Genomic DNA, 15,515 nt, shown 5'->3' on the forward strand with positions numbered 1-15,515 from the left:
CCACGCGAAAAAACATTTTTCCGAGGACCCACCGATGAACGACAAACCGCAGGACTGGAAGAACTATGAAGACTTCGCGGCCGGCATCGACACGAACCGGCTGCCCGCGACCGGCGCGCTCGCCGGCCGCGCATTGACGTTCGAGCTGCCGAGCGGCGCGTTCGCCGCGCGCTTCGTCGGCGACCACACGCTCGCGTGGCGTCGCAGCGACGCGAGCGACACCGACTGGTACGAGGCGATCGAAGTCGCGCCCGACACGTTCTTCGTCGACGTCACGTTCCGGAGCCGGCCGGCCGAAGCGCTGACGCTCGTGTTCAACACCGCGACGCGGCGCGCGCTCGGCATCCTGTCGCGGATTCGCAGCCGCGATGAAGCGGGCGCCGCGCCGCGCGTCGCGCAGGATTTTCTGGTCGGCACGCTCGCGGGCGGCGAAGCGGGCGCGGGCGCTTCGGGCGCTGCGCCCGAGGAGACGCGCGACCTGATCGGCACGCGCACGCTGAACGTCTACAGCCCGAACCACACGTACGAGCACACGTACCTGAGCTCGACGCGCTACTGCTGGCAATGCCTCGTCGGCGAGCAGCGCGGCCACGGCGACGTCGATCTCGCGACAACCTACAGGTTCGCCGACGACCTCTACGTGTTCACGTTCCGCGAATTCCTGATTCCGGTTGCCTCGGTGTTCGTCTTCAACTTCGCGGCCGGCCGCTCGACGGGCAAGTTCCTCGGCGAGACGGGCGACGGCGCGATCGCGAACCGGCCGGCCGGCTCCTTCATCCGCAAACTGTCGCAGACCGTCTACCCGAACGATGCGCAACCCGTCTGAGGATCACACGATGCGTACCCCTTATCAAATCGTCGCCGATCACTATGCGGCGTCCGACAGACACGACCCCGCCGCGATGATGGCCGACATCGCGCCCGCGATCGAATGGACCGAGATGGCGGGCTTTCCGTGCGCCGGCACGTACCGCAGCGCGGACGAGATCGTCCGCAACGTGTTCCAGCGCCTCGGCGAAGAGTGGAACGGCTATGCGTTCAAGCTCGACGCGCTGCACGACGCGGGCGATACCGTGATCGGCATCGGCCGCTACTCGGGCACGTACAGGCGAACCGGCAAGTCGTTCGAATGCCGCGTCGCGCACGTGTGGCGCGTCGACGCGGGCAAGATCGTGCGCTTCGAGCAGTTCACCGACACGCTGCTCGTCGCGCAGGCGATGCAGCCGTAAGCGCCTTCGTCCGTTCGTTCAACCAACGCGTTTTTTTGTTTCGCACGAGATCTCCATGAACCTGGCCGCTCTCTCGACCCAGCATCAACGCCAATCCGGCTTTCTCGCCCGCCGCCAGTTCGGCAACTGGCTCGACGGCAGCGCCGCCGAGCCGCGCTCGGGCCGCTATCTGCCCGTCGTCGATCCCGCGACCGAGATGACCATCGCCGAAGTCGCCGCGAGCGATGCGCGCGACGTCGACGCGGCCGTCGCCGCCGCGCGCCGCGCGTTCGATTCGGGTGACTGGCCGCGCATGCGGCCCGCGAGCCGCGAGAAGCTGCTGCATCGGCTCGCCGACCGGATCGAGCGTCACGCGGACGAGCTCGCCGCGCTCGAGACGCTCGAAACCGGCAAGCTCGTCGGCGTCGCGCGCGCGATCGACGTGCTGGGCGGCGCCGAGTACGTGCGCTATGTGGCCGGCTGGGCGACGAAGCTCGAAGGCTCGACGCTCGACACGTCGATCGCCGCGCCCGCCGGCACCGAGTATTTCGCGTACACGCGCCGCGAGGCAGTGGGCGTCGTCGGCGCGATCGTGCCGTGGAATTTTCCGCTCGCGATCGCGCTGTGGAAGATCGCGACCGCACTCGCATGCGGCTGCACGGTCGTGCTGAAGCCGTCGGAGGAAACGCCGCTCACCGCATTGCGCCTCGGCGAGCTCGCGCAGGAAGCGGGGCTGCCCGACGGCGTGCTGAACGTCGTGACGGGCACGGGCGCCGAGGCGGGCGCGGCGCTCGTCGCGCATCCGGGCGTCGACAAGATCACGTTCACTGGCTCGGTCGGCGTGGGCCGCGCGATCGGCCACGCGGCCGTCGACCGGATGGCGCGCTTCACGCTCGAGCTCGGCGGCAAATCGCCGCTGATCGTCTTCGACGATGCCGATCCCGACGTCGCCGCGCGCGGCGCGGCGCAGGGCATCTTCTTCAATCAGGGGCAGGTCTGCACGGCGGGCTCGCGCGTGTACGTGCAAAAACGCCTGTTCGAGCAAGTCGTCGCCGGCATCGCGGCGGCGGCCGAATCGATGAAGATCGGCTCGGGCTTCGATCCGAACACGCAGATCGGCCCGCTCGTGTCGAAACGGCACTTCGAGCGCGTGCTCAGCCACGTCGACGCCGCGAAGGAGGAGGGCGCGACGCTCGTCACGGGCGGCACGCGCGCGCTCGACGGCGGCTATTTCGTGAAGCCGACGGTGTTCGTCGACGCCGCGCCTTCGATGCGGATCGTGCGCGAAGAGGTGTTCGGGCCGGTCGTCACGGTCACGCCGTTCGACACGCTCGACGACGCGGTGCGGCTCGCGAACGACACCGACTTCGGGCTCGCGGCGAGCGTGTGGTCGCAGAACCTGTCGCGCGTGCATCGCGTCGTGCCGCGGCTGAAGGCGGGCATCGTCTGGGTCAACACGCACAACATGCTCGACAGCAACCTGCCGTTCGGCGGCTTCAAGCAATCGGGCTACGGCCGCGAGCTCGGCCGCGCGGCGCTCGAACAGTTCACCGAACTCAAGTCCGTCTGCATCGCGCATTGAGCGACACGAGCGTCGGTGCGCCGAAGCGGCGCTGAAGCAACCCCGAAGCATCCACGCAGCCCCCGAGGGCGCGGCCCGCACGCGGAAAGCCGCGCCCCACGACAACATCAGGAGACACGATGAAGCCGCTTTTCCCCCACATGAAGCGCACGCTTGCCGGCGCGTGCATCGCCACGGCGGGATTTCTCGTGCAGCATGCGGCGTTCGCGCAGAGCTGCGGGCTCGCGAACGGCAAGCCCGCAACCGGCGCGCCGATTCCGATCGGCGCGATCGTCGGCAAGACCGGGCCCGACGATTTCAGCTCGTCGGCGCGCGCGGCCGCCGCGTATTTCAGGTGCGTGAACGCGAACGGCGGCATCAACGGCCGGCCGGTCCAGTATCTCGTCGAAGACGATCAATGGAATCCGGAAACCGCGTCGCAGGTCGCGTCGAAGCTCGTGCGCGACCGCAAGGTGCTCGCGCTCGCGGGCAACGCGAGCTTCGTCGAATGCGGCGCGAACGCGAAGTTCTACGAACAGGAAAACGTGATCGCGATCGCGGGCGTCGGCGTGCCGCGCGAATGCTATTTCGCGCGCAACTACGTGCCGCTCAACATGGGGCCGCGCCTGTCGATGACGGAGGCGGCGCTGTACGCGAAGCAGCAGTACAAGGCGACGCGGATGGTGTGCATCGCGCCGAACATCCCGAGCCTCGGCGCGTGGTCGTGCGAAGGGCCGGCGCTCTGGGGCAAGCGCAACGGCGTGAGCGTCGACACGATCGTGATGGACCCCGATTCCGCCGATCCGACGTCGGTCGTGCTGCAGGCGGCGTCGAAGCATCCGCAGGCGATTCTGCTCGGGCTGCCGAAAGGGCTGATGGTGCCGATCCTGTCGGCCGCCGAGCAGCAGAACCTCGGCGGGCGGATTCGCTTCGTCTCGGCGGCGTCCGGCTACGACCTCGGCGTGCCGAAGGCGATCGGCCCGTACTGGAAGGGCAACTTCGACGTGAATCTCGAATTCCAGCCGCTCGACGCGCAAACGCCCGACAACCGGAACTGGCGCGCGGTGATGGACAAGTACGGCGACAGGAAGGACCCGCGCGACACGTTCTCGCAGGCGGGCTATCTCGCCGCGCGGCTCGTGACCGACACGCTGCTGAAACTGCCCGCGAACCAGCTCGACCGCGCGCACGTGACGGCCGCGCTGCGCGAGGTGAAGGATTTCCGCAGCGACATCCTGTGCGGCCCGTTCTACGTCGGCGCGGGCGAGCGGCACAACGCGAACAACGCGGGCCGGATGGCGCAATCGACGGGCGCGGGCTGGAAGACGGCGTCGGCGTGCCAGGCAGTCGACGATCCGCAACTCGCCGACATCCGCGCGGCCGAAAGGAAGATGCACTGACGCCATGAACGCGATCGACTTCGCCCCTTATCTGATCTCCGGGCTCGGCGTCGGCGCGGTCTACGCGCTGTCGGGCGTCGGCCTCGTCGTGCTGTATCGCGCGTCCGGCGTGCTGAACTTCGCGTTCGGCGCGACGGGCGCGTTGGGCGCCTACGTCGCGGCCGCGTGCCTCGACGCCGACTATCCGCAGGCGCTCGCGTGGGGCGCGGCGATCGCCGCGTCGACCGCGGCGTCGCTCGTCTACGGCCTCGCGATCGCGCCGCGGCTCGCCGCGCGCGATCGCGTCGTGCGCAGCGTCGCGACGCTCGGCTTCGCGCTCGTGCTGCTCGGCTTCTGCGAATGGCATTGGGGCGACACGCCGCGCCGCCTCGTGCTGCCGACCGACAGCGAAGCGCTCGACTTCGGCGACGTCCGCTTCACGTACACGCGCATCGTCGGCCTCGCGCTCGCGTTCGCGATGATGGCGGCGATCGGCCTCGTGCTCGCGCGCACGCGGCTCGGGCTGCAGATGCGCGCGCTGTCGAACGACCGGCGCCTGAGCGGCCTGCTCGGCATTCGCGTGCTGAGCGTCGACGCGGCCGCCTGGGCGATTTCGGGCGTATTCGCGGGCATTACCGGCCTGCTGCTCGCGAACCTCGTGCGCCTGCAGGCGGCGGTGCTCACGTTCCTCGTGATCCCGGCGTTCGCCGCGGCGATCGTCGGCCGGCTCGCGTCGCTGCCCGCGACGGTGGCGGCCGGCGTCGCGATCGGCCTCGCCGAGGCGCTCGCGATCACCGTGCCCGGCTTCGCGCCGTACCGCAGCGCGACGCCGTTCCTGATCGCGCTCGTCGCGATGCTCTTCATCGGCTCCCAATCGAGCGGCCACGCCGCGAACGAATCATGAAAACGCCCCTCGCCTTCGCCGCGACGCCGCGCGATGCGGCCGCGCGCGCCAGGCCGTCCGGCGCGCGCCTGCCGCTCGCCGCGACGCTCGGCACGCTCGCCGCGATCGCGCTCGTCGTGCCCGCCGTCGCCGACGCATACTGGATCAAGACGCTGACGTCCGCGCTGACGGTCAGCATCGCCGCCGCGGGCGTCGCGCTGCTGTACCGGCAGCTCGGGCTCGTGTGCCTGTCGCAGCATGCGCTGCTCGGCGTCGGCGGCTGGATCGCGCTCAGGCTCGCGCATCTAGGCGCGCCGTTCGAGCTGTGCGTGATCGCGGGCGCGGCGGGCGGCAGCGCGATCGGGATGATCGCCGGGCTGCCCGCGCTGCGCCTGCGCGGCCTCTATCTCGCGCTCGTCACGCTGATGATGGCGGGCGGGTTTCAGGTCGTCGCGTCCGCGATCGGCTTTCCGGACGGCGGCGGCGGCTTCACCGGCCATCTGTCGTTCGGCGCGCGGCAGATGATGGCGCGGCCGCTCGCCGGCCAGAGCGACGCCGCGTATTTCCGCTACGTCGCCGCGTGGGCCGCGCTCGCGTTCGCGCTGATCGAGCTGCATCGGCGCTCGAAAGCGGGGCGCTCGTGGGCGCTGATCCGGCGCGGCGAGATGCCGGCGCTCGCGGCGGGCGTCAACGTCGTCTTCTACCGGACCTGGGCGTTCGGGCTCGCGGGCCTGCTCGCCGGGCTGTCGGGCGGCCTGCTCGCGGGCTCCGTCGGCCAGCTCGATGGGCGCGCGTTCGCCGCATCGGAATCGGTGCTGCTGTTCGCGCTGTCGGTCGTCGGCGGCGTTTATCACTGGTTCGGCGCGCTGATCACAGGGCTGTTGCTGCGCGCGGTGCCCGCGCTCCTGACCGACTTCGGCGTGAACGGCTATCTCGCGATGATCTTCTTCGGCGCGGCGCTGCTGCATGCGCTGATCACGGCGCCCGCCGGCATCGCCGGGCAGCTTGCCGGGCTTGCGTCGCGTGTCGGGCGCGCGTTTCGCGCCCGCGACGGAGGCGCGCGATGATCGAGATATCGAACCTCACCGTGCAGTTCGGCGGCACGCGCGTGCTCAATGCGCTCGACGCGAAGCTCGCCGCGCCCATCTGCGGGCTGATCGGCCCGAACGGCGCGGGCAAGACGACGCTGCTCAACGTGCTGAGCGGCTTTTTGCGGCCGCGCGCGGGCAGCGTCGCGCTCGACGGCCGCGCGCTGCTCGCGCTCTCCGTCGCCGAGCGCGTGCGCGCGGGCGTGCGACGGACGTTCCAGACCGAACAGATCGTCGAGGATCTGAGCGTTCACGACAACGTGCTCGCGCTCGCCGAGCACGTGATGCCGGCCTTCGCCGCGCGCGACGACACGCGGCGCGCGCTCGAGCTCGTCGGCCTCGCGGACGTCGCGCACGCGCCGGGCGCGGCGCTCAACCTGTATCAGCGGCGGATGCTGGAGCTCGGCAAGGCGCTCGTCGGCGAGCCGCGCCTGCTGCTGCTCGACGAGCCTGGCGCGGGCCTGAACGAGACGGAAGCCGCGCGGCTCGCCGACGTGATCGTTCGCATTCCGGAATGCATCGGCGCGCAGGTGCTGCTGATCGATCACGACGTCGATCTGATCGACGCCGTGTGCGAGGCGACGCTCGTGCTCGATTTCGGCAAGCGGCTCGCGCTCGGGCCGACGCGCGCGGTACTCGACGATCCGCTCGTGCGCAGCGCATATCTCGGCCAGGCGTTCGACGAGCATGAAGCCTGAAGCACTCGGCGCGGCGCGCGCGCCGCACCCCATTCGACAAGGAGTCCGGCGATCATGCGGCTCGAAGTGAAAGATCTCGTCGTCCATCGCGCGAACAAGCCCGTGCTGCACGGCGTATCGCTCGCGGTCGCGCCCGGCCGGGTGACGGCGCTCGTCGGCGCGAACGGCGCCGGCAAATCGACGCTCGTGATGAGCATTGCCGGCGCGCTGCCCGCGACGTCGGGCGACGTGCTGCTCGACGGCGCGCCGCTCGGCGCGCTGCGGCCCGAAGCGGTGCGTCGCCGCGGCGTCGCGGTCGTGCCGGAAGGGCACCGCGTGCTCGGCGATCTGTCGGTGCGCGACAACCTGCGCGCGGCGGGCGCGTTCCTGTCGGCGCGGCGGCTCGATGATGCGATCGACCGCGCGCTCGCGCTCTTCCCGGAGCTCAAGCCGAAGCTCGATGCGCGCGGCAATGATCTGTCGGGCGGGCAGAAGCAGATGGTGTGCGTGTCGCAGGCGCTGATCGGCGAGCCGCACACACTCCTCATCGACGAGCTGTCGCTCGGCCTCGCGCCCGCGGTGACGAAGCGTCTCGCGCAGACCGTCGCGCAGATCGCGAACGACGGCGTCGCGGTGCTGCTGATCGAGCAGTTCACGACGATCGCGCTCGCGCTCGCGACGAACGCATACGTGCTCGAACGCGGGCGCGTCGCGTTCGCGGGCAGCGCGCAGACGCTGCGCGAGCGGCCGGAGATTCTGCACGGCAGCTATCTCGCGTCGAAGGGAAGCAGCGCGAACGCGGCGTGACGCAGGCGAGCGAAGCGGCGGCGGGCGCGATGCGAGCAGGCCGGCCGCCGCTCGCGCGGGAACGTCGTTCCGATCGGCGCTCGGGGCCCGAAACTCAGGACAAGGCGCGACGCCGCACGAACTCGCGCGGCGTCATGCCATAGCGCTGCTTGAAGCTGCGGCAGAAATGCGCGCTGCTGCTGAATCCCCAACTGAACGCGATTTCGGAAATCGCGGGTTTCGCCGCGCGCGCGTTGTCGAGCGCGTCCTTGCAGCGCTCGAGCCGGCTCGACCAGATGTAGCGGTCGATCGTCACGCCTTCCTCCTCGAAGATCCGGTGCAGATAGCGCTTCGAGCAGCGCAGCTCGCGTGCGATCCGGTCGATCGACAGGTCGGCGTCGGCGAGATGGCCGTGGATGTATTGCTTGACGCGCATCCGCAGCACGGCGGGCAGCGCGACGTGCGCGCCTTGCGCGTCGCGCTGCGCGGTCAGCGTCGAGACGATCAGGCCGAGGATCGTCTCCGACAGCGCGGTGCCCGTCGTGCCGGGCAGCGACGGCAATTGTTCGGATAACGACACGAGGAACGACGACAACAGCGAGAACAGCCCCTTGAGCTCGAACTCGCGGACGTCCGACGTGTGCAGGCCGGGCACCGCGAAGCCGCCGAGCTGCCTGCGCGGAATCTGGATCGCGAGCTGCTCGACGTGCGTCAGGTTCGCGATGCTGTACGGCACGCGCGGGTCGTACAGACTCCAGTCGCCCGTGCGCAACCGGAACACCTTGCCGCGCTGCTCGATCTCGCTCACGCCGCTCAGTTGCAGGATCAGCTTGAAGAAGTCGGAGCCGTGATCGTGCAGCGCCGCGACGGGCCTCACGATCCGGTGCGCGGGCGCGGCGATCGTGAACACGCGCATCGGGCCGATCTCGTACTGGCTGAGCTGCGCGTCGAACGCGTCATCGCCGTCGCAGCACGCGTCGAGTCCGCCGAAGTATTGCGTGACGACGCGGCCCCACGCGCGGCCGCGAAACGCGGGCGATTCGCCCGCCGTCGTGAAGAATCTGCCGTTCACCATGCGCTCCTTGCGAGTACACGTCCAGCCGGACCATGCAGGGGCATGCGGTCTGCCCGGATATAGTTAGCATATTAAATATTCGGCGCGGGCTGAATCCGGTTTACTCCGCACGCGAAAATCGGCTGCTTAGGCAGCGATTTTAACGCGTGAGCGGCCGCGTTACGTGCGTTGGCCCACACAAGGATCCGCGCGGCCGCCGCCGGGCGCGAAAGACGATCAGAAACGGGTCAGCATCCCGATGCGCGCGAGAAACTGCGAGCGCGAGCCCGACTGCGCATCGGGCCCCATCACGCCGTTGATCCACGCGTGCGCGCCGGCGCTGCCGCCCGCGTACTGATACACAGTTTCGACATACGCGGACGTGCGCTTCGACAGCGCATACTGCACGGCCGCCGTGACCTGATGCGCGTAGTTGCGGTCGAGCTGCGCGTTGCCCTTCATGTATTCGTAGTTCGCGCCGATCGTCCAAGGCGCGCCGACGTAGCGCGCGCCCGCCTGGATCACGTCGATCGCCGCGCCCGTCAGCGTGTTGCGCGTGTTCGTGTACAGCAGGTTCAGATCGAACGCGGACAATGCGTAACGCGCGCCGAGCCCCCAGTTGCGCAGCCCGTCGTGCCCGTTGTTCATCTGCGGATACTTGACTTCGACGTATGCGGCGCCGAGCGCGAAACTGCCCGTCTCGTACTTGAGGCCGGCGCTGACCGTGCTGTTCGCCGACAGCCCGCCGCCCGCCTGATTGCCGAAGCCGTACATCAGGCCGAACACGAGCCCGCTCAGGTTCGCGCTCGTGTACTTGACCGAGTTCGGCACGCGGCTCGAGCCCGCCATCCGGTCGAAGTCGAACGAGCCGGTCGGATTGTTTGGAATCCCGAGCGTCGAGAACGGCCCCTGACGGAAGTTGTACAGGCCGCCGTAGCGGAACGCGCCGTCGAACGAGCCGAACGTCAGCGAATCGGTCATGAAGTCGTATTGCTGGCCGAGCGTCACGCTACCGAGCCGCTCGCTCCATAAGCCGACGAGCGCGGTGCGCGAGAACATCGAGCCGGGCGCCGGCAGCGCGGCGCCGTTGCCGAGCGCGTATTGCGACGTCAGCTCGAAGATCGCCTTCGCGCCGCCGCCGAGATCCTCGGTGCCCCTGAGCCCCCATAGGTTCGGCACCGCGATGCCGTCGTCGAAACTCACACTGTGCCTGCCGCCTTCGTTCGACACGTACGACACGCCTGCATCGATCAGGCCGAACAGCGTGACGCTGCCGCCGGACGCGTGCGCGCCCGTCGCGACGGCGAGCCCCGCCGCCGCTACCGCAAACTTCTTCATCGTCGTCTCCGTTGGGGGTGTCGTTATGCGCGGCGGCGCTCGGGGCGCCGCCGTCGATCTCCGGCTCGGAGTGTGGAGCAGCGTGCGGCGCGCATCTTTCCCGACGGCGCACAAACACTAGCTCGACGATGCACTCGGCGATCGTCAGACGTTACGGATGTCGAAATGAAATGCGCGGCGTGGCGCGATGCGGCGCGCGCGCCGCACGCCGGAAACGAACGGCGTTGCGGCGACGGCGCTCAGGCCGCGTCGCACGCGTTGGCGGCGGCCGTCGGCAGATCGTCGGCGGAGCGCGCGCGCACGTAGCGCGCCGGGTTGTCGGCGGCCGCCTCCAGCGCGCGGAAATGTGCGGCGCCGCACTGTATCCTGCGCCGCTCGTACGCTTGCAGATCGCCGTCGCCGATGCCGCTCTTCGATTCGACGACGAAATAGAGCCGCGGCCCGTCGCCCTCGGCGATCAGCACCGCCCAGTCGGGGCTGTAGCTGCCGAGCGGCGTCGGAATCCTGAACCAGCCGGGCAGCTTCGCATACAGCCTGACCGCGTCGTCCCGTTCGAGCGATTCGACGAATGCGCGCTCGGCGGGCGTTTCGCACGGCACGTCCTCGTGGATCGATTTCGCCGCGCCGCGCCGCATGCTCGACAGATAGCCGGTAAGCGGTTCGTCCTCGAACAGCGACAGCGCATGCACGTGCTCCTTGCCGAGCAGCTTGTATTCGATCCCGTCGACGAGCGCGTCGCGCTTGCAGCGCTCGAGCGTCGCGGCGGCGAGCGCGATGAAACGTTGAGGATTGCGCGGGAATTCGTCGAGCCGGCCGCTTTCGATCAGCACGGTCGCGATCGTGCGCCGCGTGAGCTGCGTGCGGTCCTGCAGCTCGGTCAGCAGATCCGGCAGGTCGAGCTCGCCTTCGTCGATCGCGATCGCATCCGCCGCCTCGGTTTCGGTTGCCTCGACGCCCGACGCGTCGATCGCGATGTCGGCCTTGCGCCATTGCAGCCGCGCGCGCGCGACGGCGGGCGCCGCCTTCAGCGCGGCGACGCAGCGCTCGATCAGACGCGCGTTGTCGAAGTTCACGCGGTACGTCGTCCGGTACTGGATGCGCTCCCACAGCGCACGGAATTCGTCGCTGAGGCACACCGCCTTGCCGTGCGCGTCGCGCCGCAGCGCGATGGGGCGGCGCTCGTCCGCGTTGCGCACGTCGAGCCGGCCCGCGAGCTTGCGCAGCATGTCGACGATCAGCGCGCGCTGCGCGTCGAATTCGTCGGGCAGCGGCAATGCGCGCAGCTTGAGCGCCGCGCGCAGCGTGTCCTGCACGCGGCCGCGGGCATCGAGATAGCCGGCGTCGCGCAGATACGTCCACAGCGCGGCCGACCGCTCGATGCCGAGCGGCTGCACGCTGCCGTCGCCGGCCGGCACGGGCAGCGCGGCGAACTGATGCGTTTCGACGATGCCGAAGCGGATTCCCGTATCGGCTTCGATTTCCTTCTGCAGGTTCTCGGCGAACTGCTCATAGCTTTCGCCCGCGATCACCGTCAGCGTGTTGACGTCGAAGCCGCGCACGCGCTCGCCGCGCTGGTCGACGGCGAGGCGCAGCCCGCGGCCGATCGTCTGGCGACGCTCGCGCTCGCTGTGGATGTCGCGCAGCGTGCAGATCTGGAACACGTTCGGATTGTCCCAGCCTTCCTTCAACGCCGAATGCGAGAAGATGAACTTGAGCGGCGTATCGAACGACAGCAGCCGCTCCTTGTCCTTCATGATGAGGCCGTACGCGCGCTCCGCATTCTCGCGGCTGCCCGCGCTCCTGTCGCTCGTGTCGGTCCAGCCGCCTTTCTTGTCGATCGAGAAATAGCCGTCGTGCACGGCCTGCGCCGCGAGATCGGCGTCGACGCCGCCGAACAGCGCGCGATATTCGGGCAGCTTCGCCGCGCGCCGGTATTCGTCCTCGAACAGCAGCGCGTAGTCGCCCTTGAACGGCTGGCCGTGGCGGTCGTACTTGCGATACTTGTCGACCGCGTCGACGAAGAAGAGCGACAGCACCTTCACGCCGAGCGGCGTGAGGCGCAGTTCCTTGTCGAGATGCTCGCGGATCGTGCGGCGGATCATCTCGCGCTGGATCGCGAGCGTGTCGAGGTCGCCGTATGTGTCGCCGATCGACAGGAACGCGTCGCCGCCCGGATAGCGCAGCACCAGATACTCGGCGCCGCGCGCCGCGTGAATCTCGCCGATCCGGAAATTCGCGTAGACGGCGCGGCGCGCGACGCGCTCGAGATCGTCGCCGTCGGAGACGGAAACCGTCTGCCGCTCGACGTCGCCCGCCGCCGTCGCGACGTCAAGCTCGACGCGCGCGGCGATCGCGCCGCGCCGGCTGCCGATCGACATCACGCGGATGAATGGCTTGTTGTGCGCATCCTCGACGGTCGCCGACGCGATCTCGATCTGCTTGACGAGCTTGCGCTCGTACGCGTCGATCGCATCGAGCCGGTAGAGCATCTGGTACTTGTCCGCGTGCGTCGCCGAGTAGCGCAGCGTGCAGAGCGGGCGCATCGCGTCGAGTGCTTCCTTGCCGCGCCCATCGAGCCCGCCGTCGACGCTCTGCGGCTCGTCGACGATCACGATCGGATGCGTCGCTCGAATCAGGTCGATCGGCTTTTCGCCGCCCGTCTGCTCGCTGTCCTTGTAGAGCGTGTTGACGTCCTTCTTGTTGATCGCCGCGACCGTGACGATCATGATCTGCACGGTCGATTTCGACGCGAAGCCGCGCACCTCGCCGAGCTTCGCCGAATCGTAGACGAAGTAGTCGAACGGCACGCCCGCGTACAGGCGCCGGAAATGCTGCCCGGTGATCTGCAGCGTCTTGTACACGCCTTCCTTGATCGCGACCGACGGCACGACGATCACGAACTTCGTGAAGTCGAAGCGGCGGTGCAGCTCGAAGATCGTGCGCAGGTACACATAGGTCTTGCCCGTGCCCGTTTCCATCTCGACGGTGAAATCGTTCGAGCTCGGCGCGCCGGACGGCGGCAGCCCGTTTCGCACCTGCACGCGCGCGAGATTCTCGGCGAACGTGTGCGCGTCGAGCGTCAGCCGATTGCCGACGCCGAGCCCCGATTCGGCCATCCCGAGCGAAATCTGCGGGCTCGCGCGCCGCCGCGCGGCCTGCGCGGTCACGCTGAATTCGGCGCGGCACGCCTCCTGGCCGCGAAACAGATCGCATACCGCCTCGATCGCTTCGAGCTGATAGTCGAGATCCGACTCGAAATGCAACTGCATGCTCAATCTTCCTTGTCTGCGTGTGGCTCGCGTGCGCGCATCAGAGGCTCCGGATACGCTTCACGCCGTGCTGCTCGAGGATCGCCGACAGGTTCACCTTCGCGACGTCGTCCGCGAAGCCGCTGTCGCGGAACACGCAGGTCAGCTCGCGCGTATCGGCGGCGCCCGCCGCGGCTATCAGCTTGACGATGCCCTCGCCGAGCGCGTCGGTCGACGCGCGGTCGATGTGCGTGTCGAAGCACGCGACGATCGCGCCGTCGATCACGTGGACCGCCTTGCCGGCGATCGTCCGCGCGTCGATCGGCGCGCACAGGTCGAGCCCGAGCTTCAGCATCAGTTCGTACAGCAGATCTTCCTCGGAGCGGTTCGGCTTGACGTGCTCGACGGCCGCGAACAGCGACTGCTGGATGTCGTCGCCGCGCGGGTCCCATTCGGAGACGTTCGTCGAATCGAGCCTGAACACGCGAAAGCCGAGGTCGGCGCGCACGCCCGGATGCTCGGCCGCGACCCGCGCCGCCGAGCGACGCAGCCGCTCCTTCGTCAGCTCGGCGAGATTGAGCGGCACGCGCTGCGCCGCGCAGAAATCGGCGGCGGCCTTCTGGTCCTTGCTGCCGGCGTCGAGCGGCTCGGGCAACTGCACGAGCACGTAGCGGCGATTGCCGCCGTCGGCCGCGTTGAGCGCCATCACCGCGTGCGCGGTCGTGCCCGAGCCGCCGAAAAAGTCGACGATCAGATCGTCGCCGTCCGTGCACCAGCCGATGATCGACGCGGCTAATTCGACAGGCTTCGGCTGATCGAAAGGAATGCCGAGCGACTTCATCAGCGCGTCGTCCGAGCCGCCGAACGGCAACACCGACGGCACGTTCTCGTACATGTTCTCGTCGAGGAAGTAGATCCGCTGCGGCTGCGTGGTCTCGTCCGCGCCGAATTCGACGAGGCCCTTGTCGATGAGCGCCTGCATCGTCGCGGGCGGATTGCGCCAGCCGCGCTCGGGCACGGGGCACGGCTCGCCCGTCACCGGATGCACGAGCGGCACGAAGTAGTCGTCGGGCGCCTTCTTCTTGTTCGGCCACGCCATCGACACGAGGCGGTACACGCGGCCATCGGCCGAGATCCGGTCATACATCGCCTCGCCGCCCGACAGCGTCGTCTGCGACTTCACCCAGCTACGGTACGCGGCATTCGCGTCCGCGATCGTCGCGGCATCCGCGATCGCGCCGCGCGCCGCGTCCAGCATGCGTTGCGCGTTGCGCTTCGCCCGCTTGAGCGGCGCGCGCTCGAACAGCAGCTCCGCGTCGCGCGCGAACAGCACGATCGATTCGTGCTGGTACGCGATCCCGCGCGCGTCGCCCTTCGGATTGCGCTTGTCCCACACCGCGACGCCGAGCTCGTTGTCTTCGCCGAAGATCTCGCGCATCACGAGCACGAGCGCGTGCTGCTCGTGCTCGTCGATGTGCACGGCGATCACGCCGTCGTCGGCGAGCAGATCGCGCGCGAGCTTCAGGCGCGGATAGATCATGTTCAGCCAGTCCGTGTGGAAGCGGCCGCTCGCGTCGGTGTGGCTGCTGACCCGCTTGCCGCCCGTCGTCTGGCCGGTCAGCTCGAGATAGTGGCGCAGGCTGTCGGTGAAATTGTCCGGATAGACAAAATCCTTGCCGGTGTTGTACGGCGGATCGATGTAGACGAGCTTCACGCGTCCCGCGTAGCTCTTCTGCAGCAGCTTCAGCACCTCGAGGTTCTCGCCCTCGATCATCAGGTTGCGAGTCGACGCCCAGTCGACGCTCTCGCGCGGGCACGGGCGCAGCGTGCCCGTCGACGGCGTGAGCGCGAGCCGGCGCGCGCGGCGCTTGCCGTGCCAGTTCAGGCCGTACTTCTCGCCGGCGTCGGCGTCGACGACGGCGCCGACCATCGCCGCGAGCACGTCGAGATTCACCGACGCGCCGTCCGGCCCTTCGGTCACGACGTCCGGAAAGAGCGCCTTCAGGCGCTCGACGTTCGCGGACACGAGATCCGCGGATTGCGCTTCCGGGCTCGTCGCATCGAGTTTCTGCATCATCCTTTCCATCCATTGCATGTCATCGCGCCGGCATGCGGACCCGATTTTCGGGCCGCGCGGCGCGGCAAAGGCGAAACGCTAGCGATCCGTCACGCGCAGGTCAAGGACTTGCGGCGGGGCGCGGGCCGGCGTTCGGCGACGCAGATGTTTACCACAGGTTCGGAAGCCGGCCGCCGGCGCGGGCTTTCGCCGCGCGTGCGCGAGGCCGCGCGCGAT

At 68.9% G+C, this 15,515-nt stretch carries 12 protein-coding genes; 8 read left to right on the plus strand and 4 right to left on the minus strand.

Features of this window, described 5'->3' with window-relative positions; all coding sequences use genetic code 11:
* Nucleotides 1-34: 34 nt before the first annotated feature.
* The 8 genes from AQ610_RS00145 (at nt 35) to AQ610_RS00180 (ending at nt 7,603) form a co-directional block, all read left to right on the plus strand.
* Nucleotides 35-826: a molybdenum cofactor biosynthesis F family protein gene (locus AQ610_RS00145; protein ID WP_006024025.1), complete on the plus strand. Its 792-nt coding sequence runs from the start codon at nt 35-37 to the stop codon at nt 824-826.
* Between the two features lie 10 nt (nt 827-836).
* On the plus strand, nt 837-1,229 hold the full coding sequence (locus tag AQ610_RS00150; protein ID WP_006024024.1) for a nuclear transport factor 2 family protein: 393 nt from the start codon (nt 837-839) through the stop codon (nt 1,227-1,229).
* Between the two features lie 55 nt (nt 1,230-1,284).
* Entirely contained in the window at nt 1,285-2,790 is a 1,506-nt protein-coding gene (locus tag AQ610_RS00155) for an aldehyde dehydrogenase family protein (protein ID WP_006024023.1), read from the plus strand.
* A 119-nt stretch (nt 2,791-2,909) separates the two neighbouring features.
* Nucleotides 2,910-4,169, plus strand: coding sequence for an ABC transporter substrate-binding protein (locus AQ610_RS00160; protein ID WP_006024022.1), 1,260 nt, complete (start codon nt 2,910-2,912; stop codon nt 4,167-4,169).
* Between the two features lie 4 nt (nt 4,170-4,173).
* On the plus strand, nt 4,174-5,052 hold the full coding sequence (locus tag AQ610_RS00165; RefSeq protein ID WP_006024021.1) for a branched-chain amino acid ABC transporter permease: 879 nt from the start codon (nt 4,174-4,176) through the stop codon (nt 5,050-5,052).
* Complete coding sequence (locus AQ610_RS00170; protein ID WP_006024020.1) at nt 5,049-6,098, plus strand: branched-chain amino acid ABC transporter permease; 1,050 nt, start codon at nt 5,049-5,051, stop codon at nt 6,096-6,098. The genes AQ610_RS00165 and AQ610_RS00170 overlap by 4 nt, the downstream gene beginning before the upstream one ends.
* Entirely contained in the window at nt 6,095-6,817 is a 723-nt protein-coding gene (locus AQ610_RS00175) for an ABC transporter ATP-binding protein (protein WP_006024019.1), read from the plus strand. The genes AQ610_RS00170 and AQ610_RS00175 overlap by 4 nt, the downstream gene beginning before the upstream one ends.
* 54 nt (nt 6,818-6,871) lie before the next feature.
* A complete protein-coding gene (locus AQ610_RS00180; RefSeq protein WP_006024018.1) occupies nt 6,872-7,603 on the plus strand; it encodes an ABC transporter ATP-binding protein in 732 nt (243 codons plus the stop codon).
* Nucleotides 7,604-7,697: 94 nt separating this feature from the next.
* On the opposite strand, the gene AQ610_RS00185 is transcribed toward AQ610_RS00180, so the two are convergent.
* The 4 genes from AQ610_RS00185 to AQ610_RS00200 form a co-directional block, all read right to left on the minus strand.
* Complete coding sequence (locus AQ610_RS00185; RefSeq protein ID WP_009910864.1) at nt 7,698-8,657, minus strand: AraC-like ligand-binding domain-containing protein; 960 nt, start codon at nt 8,655-8,657, stop codon at nt 7,698-7,700.
* A 216-nt stretch (nt 8,658-8,873) separates the two neighbouring features.
* Nucleotides 8,874-9,974, minus strand: a complete 1,101-nt coding sequence (locus tag AQ610_RS00190; RefSeq protein ID WP_006024015.1) for a porin — start codon at nt 9,972-9,974, stop codon at nt 8,874-8,876.
* A 239-nt stretch (nt 9,975-10,213) separates the two neighbouring features.
* A complete protein-coding gene (locus AQ610_RS00195) occupies nt 10,214-13,243 on the minus strand; it encodes a type III restriction-modification system endonuclease (protein WP_006024014.1) in 3,030 nt (1,009 codons plus the stop codon).
* 40 nt (nt 13,244-13,283) lie between these two features.
* The gene (locus AQ610_RS00200) at nt 13,284-15,299 is read right to left on the minus strand and encodes a site-specific DNA-methyltransferase (protein ID WP_009910862.1); all 2,016 of its coding nucleotides are present in this window, start codon (nt 15,297-15,299) and stop codon (nt 13,284-13,286) included.
* Nucleotides 15,300-15,515 lie beyond the last annotated feature (216 nt).

Origin of the sequence: Burkholderia humptydooensis, from assembly GCF_001513745.1 — a bacterium.
Taxonomy (GTDB): Bacteria; Pseudomonadota; Gammaproteobacteria; order Burkholderiales; family Burkholderiaceae; genus Burkholderia; species Burkholderia humptydooensis.

Excerpts from the sequence above, each read along its gene's own strand:
- AQ610_RS00145 (WP_006024025.1), top strand. The coding sequence starts at position 35 with ATGAACGACAAACCGCAGGACTGGAAGAACTATGAAGACTTCGCGGCC.
- AQ610_RS00150 (WP_006024024.1), top strand. The coding sequence starts at position 837 with ATGCGTACCCCTTATCAAATCGTCGCCGATCACTATGCGGCGTCCGAC.
- AQ610_RS00155 (WP_006024023.1), top strand. The coding sequence starts at position 1,285 with ATGAACCTGGCCGCTCTCTCGACCCAGCATCAACGCCAATCCGGCTTT.
- AQ610_RS00160 (WP_006024022.1), top strand. The coding sequence starts at position 2,910 with ATGAAGCCGCTTTTCCCCCACATGAAGCGCACGCTTGCCGGCGCGTGC.
- AQ610_RS00165 (WP_006024021.1), top strand. The coding sequence starts at position 4,174 with ATGAACGCGATCGACTTCGCCCCTTATCTGATCTCCGGGCTCGGCGTC.
- AQ610_RS00170 (WP_006024020.1), top strand. The coding sequence starts at position 5,049 with ATGAAAACGCCCCTCGCCTTCGCCGCGACGCCGCGCGATGCGGCCGCG.
- AQ610_RS00175 (WP_006024019.1), top strand. The coding sequence starts at position 6,095 with ATGATCGAGATATCGAACCTCACCGTGCAGTTCGGCGGCACGCGCGTG.
- AQ610_RS00180 (WP_006024018.1), top strand. The coding sequence starts at position 6,872 with ATGCGGCTCGAAGTGAAAGATCTCGTCGTCCATCGCGCGAACAAGCCC.
- AQ610_RS00185 (WP_009910864.1), bottom strand. The coding sequence starts at position 8,657 with ATGGTGAACGGCAGATTCTTCACGACGGCGGGCGAATCGCCCGCGTTT.
- AQ610_RS00190 (WP_006024015.1), bottom strand. The coding sequence starts at position 9,974 with ATGAAGAAGTTTGCGGTAGCGGCGGCGGGGCTCGCCGTCGCGACGGGC.
- AQ610_RS00195 (WP_006024014.1), bottom strand. The coding sequence starts at position 13,243 with ATGCAGTTGCATTTCGAGTCGGATCTCGACTATCAGCTCGAAGCGATC.
- AQ610_RS00200 (WP_009910862.1), bottom strand. The coding sequence starts at position 15,299 with ATGATGCAGAAACTCGATGCGACGAGCCCGGAAGCGCAATCCGCGGAT.